Origin of the sequence: Delftia sp. PE138, from assembly GCF_018320755.1 — a bacterium.
GTDB lineage: Bacteria > Pseudomonadota > Gammaproteobacteria > Burkholderiales > Burkholderiaceae_C > Comamonas > Comamonas tsuruhatensis.
Window position 1 is genome coordinate 610,853 of the sequence record NZ_JABEPN010000002.1, and the last position, 10,071, is coordinate 620,923.

Here is a 10,071-nt window from a genome sequence, read left to right on the forward strand (position 1 = left end):
GCAGCTGACATGCTGAGTGGACAAAGTGCAATCGCGGCAGCAGGCCAGGCGCCGGCCAGCCTGGTCGAGCATCTGAGGGGCCTGGCGCAGCAGCGGCCCGACGACATCTGGCTCACCGTGGCCGCCGTGCAGGACGGCCGCGTGGTCGAGCGCAGCCACAGCTATGGCGAGTTCGATCGCCGCGTGCGCGCGCTGGCCGCCCGGCTGCAGCAGCTGTGCCCCGTGGGCGCGCGCGCCCTGGTGATGATGGACAACGACGAGCACTACGCCGCCAGCATGCTGGCCTGCTTCTACGCGGGCGTGATCGCCGTGCCGGTGCCGCCGCTGGAATCGCTGCGCGTGCAGCACCTGGAGCGGCTGCTGGGCATCGTGGGCGACGCGGACGCGGCCTGCGTGATCAGCACGGCCGAAGTGATGCAGGCCCTGCCCGGCGCCGATGCGCGCTTTGCCGGCATTGCCGCCGTGGCCGCCGACCAGGTGGACCTGGCCGATGCCGACGCCTGGCGGCCCCATGCGCCGGCTGCCGACGACATCGCCTTCCTGCAATACACCTCGGGCTCCACCTCGGCGCCCAAGGGCGTGATGGTCAGCCACGGCAACCTCATCGCCAACGAGGCCGCCATCCAGCAGCGCATGGACATCGGCGCGGGCGACCGCTTCATGTCCTGGGCACCGCTGTACCACGACATGGGCCTGATCGGCGGCCTGCTGCAGCCGCTGTACAGCGGGCTGCCGCTGGTGCTGACCTCGCCGCGCCTCTTCCTGGAAAGCCCCGTGCGCTGGCTGGAGCTGATCTCGCGCCACCGCGCCACCATCAGCGGCGGCCCCGACTTCGCCTACTGCATGTGCCTGGAGCGCATCAAGCCGTCGCAGCTGGCGCAGCTGGACCTGTCGAGCTGGCGGCTGGCCTACACCGGCGCCGAGCCCGTGCGTGCCGACACCGTCACGGCCTTCGCGCAGCGCTTTGCCGCCTGCGGCCTGCGGCCCGACGCGGCCTATGCCTGCTACGGCCTGGCCGAGGCCACCCTGTTCATCACCGGCGGCAGTTGCGGCGCGGGCGCCACGATCACGTCCTTCGATACCGAGGCCCTGGGCCAGGGCCGGGCCGTGGAAAGCCCCGGCGCCTCGCAGACCACCGCGCTGGTGGGCTGCGGCCCCGCCGTTCCCGGCCATGCCGTGGCCATCGTCGATCCGCACAGCCTGCAGGTGCTGGAGCCCGGCCGCGTGGGCGAGATCTGGGCGCACGGCCCCAGCATCAGCCAGGGCTACTGGGGCAAGCCGCAGCAAACGCAGCAGGCCTTTGTCGAGCATGCAGGCCGGCGCTGGCTGCGCACGGGCGACCTGGGTTTCGTGCACGGCGGGCAGGTCCATGTGGCGGGCCGCATCAAGGACCTGATCATCGTGCGCGGGCACAACCTCTACCCGCAGGACATCGAGCGCGTGGTCGAGGCCGAGGTAGAAGCCGTGCGCAAGGGACGCGTGGCCGCGTTTGCGGTGGACATCGATGGCCGGGAGGGCATAGGCATTGCTGCCGAAGTCTCGTTCGGCATGCAAAAGCTGGTGCCGGCCCAGGCCCTGGTCGATGCCCTGAGCACCGCCGTGGGCGCGCAGTGCGGCGAGGCACCCACGGTGATCGTGCTGCTCAACCCCGGCGCCTTGCCCCGCACCTCCAGCGGCAAGCTGCAGCGCGCAGCCTGCCGCCAGGGCTGGTCCGCGCGCACGCTGGATGCCTGGGCCGTGTTCGAGTCGGGCCGCTTCGCGGACGGCGGCAGCCAGGCACCGCAGGAGGCGGGCGCGGCAGATCCCACCACAGGCACGCTGGCCGGCCTGTGGCGCGAAGTGCTCGGTGGCGATGCCCTGCACAAGCCGGCCGGCGAGGCCAACTTCTTCGCGCAAGGCGGCAACTCCCTGGCCGCCGTGCGGCTGGCTGCGCGCATCTGCCGGCAATGGTCCCTGGAGTATCCGGCCGGGCGGGTCTTCGAGCACCCGCGGCTGCGCGACCAGGCGCACGACATCGACCGGCTGTGCCAACAGCGCCAGCCGGGCACGGCACTGCAGCGCATTGCCCCGCTGGCCGAGGCTCGTCGCGCCATGCCCCTGCCGCTGACGCCGGCCCAGCAGCGCCAATGGTTTCTCTGGAAGATGGATACGCGCAGCACGGCCTACCACGTGCAGGGCGCCCTGCGCATCACCGGGCCGCTGGATGCAGGCGCCCTGCGTGCAGCCGTGCAGGGCCTGGCCGAACGGCATGGTTCGCTGCGCACGGTATTCAACGCCCGGCCCGATGGGGAGGTCGAGCAGCGCCTGGACCCCCAGGGCAGGCTGGAGCTGCAGTGGCTGGATGCCGCGCAGGGCGACTCCGCGCAGCGCCAGGAGCACGCCGCCCAATGGCTGCAGGCGCTGTGCGCCCAGCCCTTTGATCTGCAGCAGGGGCCGCTGGCCAGGGCTGGCCTGGTGCGGCTGCAGGCCCATGAGCACATCCTGGCGCTGGTGATGCACCACATCGTCTCCGACGGCGCCTCCATGCAGATCCTGCTGGACGATCTGGCGGCGCTGTATGCCGGCGCCCCGGACAGCGGCCCGGCGCTGCAGTACGTGGACTACGCCGTCTGGCAGCGGGAGCAGGCTCAGCAGGCCCAGCAAGGCCAGCAGGCCTCGCTGGCCTACTGGCTGGAACGGTTGCAGGTGCCTCCAGGCGAGGCCCAGCCTGTGCTGGCCCTGCCTACCGACCATCCTCGCCAGGCGCTGGCACGCTATCGTGCGGGGCGGCACGGCTTCGAACTGCCCGGCGCGACCTTGCAGGCGCTGCGCGCGCAGGCCCGCCAGCAGGCAGACACGCTCTTCACGCTGCTGCTGGCAGGATGGCAGGCACTGCTGTACCGCTACACGGGCCAGGAGGACATCCGCGTCGGCGTGCCCGTAGCCAACCGCGCGCATGCCGACCTGCAGGGCGTGGTCGGCTTTTTCGTCAACACCCTGGTGCTGCGCAACCGCATCGACGGGCGCATGCGCCTGTCCGAGGTGCTGCAGCAGGCCCGCGAGGCGGCGCAGGGCGCCCAGGCCCACCACGCGCTGCCGTTCGAGCAGCTGGTGGAGGCGCTGCAGCCGCAGCGCAGCCTGGCGCACAGCCCCTTGTTCCAGGTGCTGTTCAATCATCTGGTGGAGGACTGGCACGCGCTGCAGCAGGTGCCGGGCTGGACGGTGGCCGGCCAGCCGCTGGCGGCCGCAGATGCACAGTTCGAGCTGACCGTGGAAGTGCGCGAGCGCTCCGATGGCGGCCTGGGCATCAGCCTGGTCTATGCCCGCGAGCTGTTCGAGCCGGGCAGCATGCAGCGCCTGGCCGCCCACTATGCGGCCATGCTGGACGCACTGGCGCACCAGCCCCAATGTGCCGTGGACGAGGTGCCGCTGCTGGATCCCGACGAACGCCAGCAACTGGCGGCCTGGAGCTGCAATGGCCAGGTCCTGCACGGCGGCGACATCGTGCACCGCCGCTTCGAGCAGCAGGTGGCGCGCAGCCCCGATGCCCCGGCCCTGTGCCTGGGCGAGGCCACGCTGGGCTACGCCGAGCTCAATGCGCGCGCCAACCGCCTGGCGCATCACCTGATCGCATCGGGCGTGCGGCCCGGCGTGCCGGTGGGCATTGCCATGGAGCGCTCCATCGAGATGGTCGTGGGGCTGCTGGCCATCATGAAGGCCGGCGCGGCCTATGTGCCCATCGACCCCGAGCACCCGGCCGACCGCATCGCCTACATGCTGGAGGACAGCGGCGTGTCCCTGGTGCTGGTGCAGCCGCAGGTGCGTGACCGCCTGCCGGCCAGCTGCAGTGCCCGACTGGTCGATGTGCCGGGCCTGGCGTCCCGGCTGCAGGACATGCCGGCCCACAACCCGGCCGTTGCCCTGCATGGCGACAGCCTGGTCTATGTCATCTACACCTCGGGCTCCACGGGCCGGCCCAAGGGCGCGGCCAACCGCCACCGTTCGCTGTGCAACCGCCTGGCCTGGGGGCAGATGCACCAGCCGCTGGGCCCGGGCGATACGGTGCTGCAGAAAACGCCCTTCGGCTTCGACATCTCCTTCTGGGAATTCTTCTGGCCGTTGACCACCGGCGCACGCCTGGCGCTGGCCGCCCCCGGCGACCACCGCGATCCCCGGCGCCTGGCCGAGCTGATAGCGCGCCACCAGGTCAGCACCATCCACTTCGTGCCGTCCATGCTGCAGGCCTTCATGGCGCACCCGGCGGCCGCCACCTGCCAGGGGCTGCAGCGCATCATCTGCAGCGGCGAAGCCCTGTCCGCCGAATTGCAGGCGACCGTGCTGCAGGCCTTCCCCGGCACCCGCCTGCTCAATCTCTACGGCCCCACGGAGGCGGCCATCGAGGTCACCTGGTGGGACTGCCGGGACGAGGGCGCGTTGTCCGTGCCCATAGGCCGCCCCGTGGCCGGGCTGCGCACCCATGTGCTGGATGCCGCGCTCAACGAGGTGCCGCGCGGCGTGGCCGGCGAGCTGTATCTGGGCGGTGTGGGCCTGGCGCGCGGCTACTGGCGGCGCCCGGGCCTGAGCGCCGAGCGCTTTGTCGCCGATCCCGCCAGCCGCACGGGCGAGCGCCTGTACCGCACGGGCGACCTGGTGCGCTGGCGCGGCGACGGCCAGATCGACTACCTGGGCCGCGTGGACCACCAGGTGAAGATCCGCGGCTTTCGCATCGAGCTGGCCGAGGTGGAGGCGCAACTGCTGGCCCACCCCGCCGTGCGCGAGGCTGTGGTGGTCGCCCGCCAGGCGGCCGACGGCGCGCGGCTGGCCGCCTTTGTCTCGGTGCAGCAGGGGCAGACCCTGGACATGGCCGCGCTGCGCAGCGCGCTGGCCGCGGCCCTGCCCGACTACATGCTGCCCTCGTCCATCACCGTGCTGGATGCCTTGCCGCTGAACGCCAATGGCAAGGTGGACCGCAAGGCGCTGCCCGAGGCGCCCGCCCTGCCGGCCCTGGAGCACCAGGCCTACGAGCCGCCCGAAGGCGGCGTGGCCGCGACCATTGCCGCCCTCTGGACCCAGGTGCTGGGCGTGGAGCGCATAGGCGCCAGCGACAACTTCTTCGACCTGGGCGGGCATTCGCTGCAACTCATCCGCGTGCATGGCCTGCTGGAGGCGCGGCTGGGCCGGGAGCTGTCCCTGGTCGATCTCTTCAAGCACCCCACGGTGTCGGCCCTGGCGCGACGCATCGAGCAGGGCGCAGATAGCGAGGGCGAGGGCGACGGCGCCGCGCAGGCGGCCGCCGCCCGGGACGGCATGGACGCGGCCCAGCGCCGCCGCGAGGCGCTGCTGCAGCGCAAGCGCCACATCGAAAGGACCCTCTGATGTCTTCTTCCTCCGAAACCACCGGCCTGGAGATCGCCGTCATCGGCATGGCCGGGCGCTTTCCGGGCGCCGACGACATCGACCGCTTCTGGGCCAACATCCGTGACGGCGTCGAATCCGTGAAGCGCTACAGCGACGATGAGCTGCGCGCCCTGGGCGTGCCCCAGGCCCTGCTGGACGATGCCGGCTACGTGAAGGCCGGCATGCCGCTGGCCGGCATGGACCTCTTCGATGCCGACTTCTTCGGCTACACCCCGCGCGATGCCGAGCAGCTGGACCCGCAGCACCGCCTTTTCCTGGAATGCGCGTGGCAGGCGATGGAGCATGCGGGCTATGAGGGCCGGCGCTACCCCGGCGCCATCGGCGTGTATGCGGGCACGGGCGCCAGCGTCTACCTGATGCGCCATCTGCTGCCCCGCCATGCGCCGGGCCCTGGCGCCCAGGTCGCCGACCTGCTGGGCCTGATGAGCGGCAACATCGCCGATGCCCTGGCCACGCGCGTGGCCTACAAGCTGGACCTGCGCGGCCCGGCCGTCACCGTGCAGACGGCCTGCTCGACCTCGCTGATGGCCGTGCACACCGCCTGCCAAGCGCTGCTGGGCCATGAATGCGCCATGGCGCTGGCCGGCGGCGTCTCGCTCAACCTGCTGCAAAACGGCGGCTACCGCTACCAGGCCGGCGCCATCTTCTCGCCGGACGGGCATTGCCGCGCCTTCGATGCCCAGGCCGCAGGCACGCTGCAGGGCAGCGGCGCGGGCATTGTGGTGCTCAAGCGCCTGGACGATGCGCTGCGCGACGGCGACACCATCCACGCCGTCATCCTGGCCAGCGCCGCCAACAACGATGGCGCAGACAAGGTGGGCTTCACGGCGCCCGGCGTCAACGGCCAGGCCGCCGTGGTGCGCGCGGCGCAGGCCCTGGCGGACGTGCCGGCCGACACCATCGGCTATGTGGAAGCCCATGGCACGGGCACGGCGCTGGGCGACCCCATCGAGATCGCGGCGCTGACCCAGGCCTTTCGCGCCAGCACGCAGCGCAGGGGCTACTGCGCCATCGGCTCGGTGAAGACCAATATCGGCCATCTCGATGCGGCCGCCGGTGTCACGGGCCTGATCAAGGCGGTGCTCTCGCTGCGGCATGCCACCTTGCCGCCGAGCCTGCATTTCGAGCGGCCGCATCCGCAGATCGACTTCGAGCGCAGTCCCTTCCATGTCAACACCGTGGCCAGGCCCTGGCCCCAGGCGGCCACACCGCGCCGCGCGGGCGTGAGCGCCTTCGGCATTGGCGGCACCAATGTCCATGTGGTGCTGCAGGAGGCTGCTGCCGCCCCTGCCACCTCTGCCGCCCCTTCCCTTACACAGGCGGATGCAGCCCGGGGCTGGCAGGTGCTGCCGCTGTCCGCTCGCAGCCCCCGTGCGCTGGATGAGTCGGCGCGCCGCCTGGCTGCCCATCTGCAGCAGGCCGGCAGCGGCCTGTCGCTGGACGATGTGGCCCACACCCTGCAGCAGGGCCGCCGCGCCTTCGGCCATCGCCGTGCCGTGGTGGCCGACGGCATGGGCATGGCGGTGGAGGGCCTGCACCTCTCTGCTGCTACTGCTGCTGCTGCTGCTGCTGCTGCTGCTGCGCCGCCAGGCCAGGCCACCGAGGTGCCGGCACAGCCGCCCGGCGTGGTCTTTCTTTTCCCGGGCGGGGGCGTGCAGCACGCCAACATGGGCCTGGACCTGTACCGCGACGGCGGTGTGTTCCGGCAGGAGGTGGACCGCTGCTGCGAGCTGCTGCAGGCCGAAACAGGCTGGGACCTGCGCCAGTGGCTGTTCCCCGCCCCGGGTGAAGAGGTGGAGGCCGACGCGGCGCTGTCCGCCATGGACAAGGCCCAGCCGGCCCTGTTCGTGATCGGCTATGCGCTGGCCCGGATGTGGATGGCACGCGGCGTGCAGCCCATGTCCATGCTGGGCCACAGCCTGGGCGAGTATGTGGCGGCCTGCCTGGCCGGCGTGTTCGAGCTGCCGCATGCCCTGCGCATCGTCGCGGCGCGCGGCCGCCTGCTGCAGTCGCTGCCGCAGGGCGCCATGACCTCGGTGCCCCTGGCCGAGGTCGAGCTGCAATCCCTGCTGGATCTGGGCTGTGACCTGGGTGCCGTCAATGGCGAACGCCTGTGCGTGCTGTCCGGCCCGCTGTCCGCCGTCGAGGCGGCCGAAGAGGCGCTGCGCGCGCGCGACATCACCGCGCGCCGGCTGCACATTGCCGTGGCCTCGCACTCGGCCATGACCGAGCCCCTGCTGGCGCAGCTGGAGCAGGTGGTGGCCAGCGTGCCCCGGCATGCGCCGCGCCTGGCCTTCATCTCCAGCGTGACCGGCAAGCCCATCACGGCCGAGCAGGCCATGAACCCCGCCTACTGGGCCGGCCACCTGCGCCATACCGTGCGCTTTGCGGACGGGCTGGACGAGCTGCTGAGCGTGCCGGGCCGCGTGCTGCTGGAGGTGGGCCCCGGCCAGGCCCTTGCCGCCCTGGCCCGCCAGCATGCGCGCGCCGCCACGGCGGCCGGCATCTGGCCCAGCCAGGCCCATCCCCAGCAGACCGCACGCAGCGCGCAACTGCTGGCGCAGGCCGTTGCCGGACTGTGGTGCGCGGGCGTGGACATCGACTGGACTGCCTGCCGGGGCGGGCGGCCAGGCCGGCGCGTGCCGTTGCCGACCTATGCCTTCCAGCGCCGCTCTTTCTGGGTGCAGGCGGCGGGGCAGGGTGGCGATGCACCGAAAGCGGCAGGCACGGCAGGTCCCTCGGCGACTGCGGGTCCGTTCTACGCAGCCGCCTGGCAGCGCAGTCCTCTGCAGTTGGCGGCAGGCACCGCTGCCGCCGCAGCCCAGGTGGCCCTGGTGTTTGGCGACGGCAGTGCCACGGCCGAGGCCCTGGTGCACGCATTGCGCGCGCAGGGCGCCGATGTGGTCTGCGTGGAAGCGGGCGCCGCCCCCGCCTGCCTGGCCCCGGGCCGGCATGCCGTGCGCCCCGGCGAGCGCCGCGATTGCGAGGACTTGCTCGATGCGGTGCAGGCGCAGTTCGGCCCCGTGGGCGCCATCTACCACCTGTGGGCCATGGACGCGGCCGCCCCTGCGCCGCTGGAGCGCGGCTTTCACAGCGTGCTGGCCCTGACGCAGGCGCTGGAGGCCCGTGCGCACGGCGCTGGAGGCCCGCGCACACGGCGGCTGCTGCTGGTGGCCGCAGGCGGTTCGGAAGATGTGACCGGAGCGGAAGCGCTGAACCCCGAGATGGCCGCCGTCTTTCCGCTGTGCAAGGCGATAGGGCAGGAATGCCCGTCCATCGACTGCCGTTTCGTCGATGTGGTGCAGGCGGGTTCGCCCGCAATGCAGGCCCGGCTGGCGCGCCAGCTGCTGGACGAAGCCCGCGCGCCGCATGGGCTGCGCGCGGCCGACACGGCCATCGCCCTGCGCGGTGCCCACCGCTGGCGCAAGACCTACGAGCCCCTGCAATGGCAGGAAGCCGCAGCGCCGCGCCTGCGCAGGCAGGGCGTGTACCTGATCACAGGCGGCCTGGGCGGCGTGGGCCTGGCGCTGGCCCGGCATCTGGCCGCGCACTGGCAGGCCCGCCTGGTGCTGCTGGGCCGCACGGCGCTGCCTGCGCGCAGCCAATGGGAGGCGCTGGCCGCCGATGACGGGCAGCCGAGCACTCTGCGCCAGCAACTGCTGCAGTTGCTGGCCCTGGAGGCCGAGGGCGCCCAGGTGCTGACCCTGGCCGCCGATGTGGCCGACGCCGCGCAGATGCAGGCGGCGCTGGCGCTGGCGCACCAGCGCTTTGGCGCCCTGCATGGCGTGGTCCATGCCGCAGGCCATGCCGACAGCGGCATGCTGGCCACCCGCACGCGGGACAGCGTGGAGCGCGTATTCGCCCCCAAGCTGCGTGGTACCCGGCTGCTGCTGGACCTGCTGGGCACGCAGGGCACGCAGGGCACGCAGGACGTGCAGGCGCCGGACTTCGTGCTGCTGTGCTCGTCCATCTCCAGCCTCACCGCAGGCCTGGGCAAGAGCGACTACGCCGCCGCCAATGCCTGCATGGATGCATTGGCGGCACTGGCCAGCCGCCAGCGCGCCTGGCCCGTCATCTCCGTGGACTGGGACGCCTGGCGTGACCTGGGCATGGCCGCCGGCATGCGCATTCCCGAGGGCATAGGCTGGAGCGGCGCAGAAGCGGCAGCGGTGTTCGAGCGCATCGTCAACGGCGATGTGCCGCACCAGGTGGTCATCTCCACCACCGACCTGCGGCAGCGCCTGGGCGAGATCGATGCCGGGCTGGTGGATGCGCTGGCAGAACCTGCCGCCGAAGCCGTCGCCGAACCTGCCAACGGATCGCAGGCCCGTGGCGGCCATCAGCGCCCGGCGCTGCAGACCGCCTACGTCGCGGCCGAAGGCGAGCTGCAGCAGGCACTGGCCGCTCTGTGGACCGACATGCTGGGCATTGCCCCGGTGGGCGTGGACGACAACCTGTTCGAGCTGGGCGGCGACTCGCTGCTGGCCCTGCAGATCCTGGGCCGCGTGAAAAAGCGCTTTGGTGTCGAGCTGCACCCTGCGGCCTTCTTCAAGGCCCCCACCGTCGGCGAGCTGGCCGTGCTGGTGGAGACCCGGCTGATCGAGGAGATCGAGGCCACCGTTACCGATGAAGGCGATGCCCTTGCCGCCTTCGCATCTGCGTGAGAAGACCACC

2 protein-coding genes are annotated in these 10,071 nt (G+C 72.0%); both read left to right on the forward strand.

Annotation, left to right across the window (positions count from 1 at the left end; all coding sequences use genetic code 11):
- The first annotated feature begins 9 nt into the window (after nucleotides 1–9).
- The gene (locus HFGMBDPB_RS11780; protein WP_212645427.1) at nucleotides 10–5,355 is read left to right on the forward strand and encodes a non-ribosomal peptide synthetase; all 5,346 of its coding nucleotides are present in this window, start codon (nucleotides 10–12) and stop codon (nucleotides 5,353–5,355) included.
- Entirely contained in the window at nucleotides 5,355–10,061 is a 4,707-nt protein-coding gene (locus HFGMBDPB_RS11785) for a type I polyketide synthase (RefSeq protein WP_212645428.1), read from the forward strand. The genes HFGMBDPB_RS11780 and HFGMBDPB_RS11785 overlap by 1 nt, the downstream gene beginning before the upstream one ends.
- Nucleotides 10,062–10,071 lie beyond the last annotated feature (10 nt).

Excerpts from the sequence above, each read along its gene's own strand:
- HFGMBDPB_RS11785 (WP_212645428.1), top strand. The coding sequence starts at position 5,355 with ATGTCTTCTTCCTCCGAAACCACCGGCCTGGAGATCGCCGTCATCGGC.
- HFGMBDPB_RS11780 (WP_212645427.1), top strand. The coding sequence starts at position 10 with ATGCTGAGTGGACAAAGTGCAATCGCGGCAGCAGGCCAGGCGCCGGCC.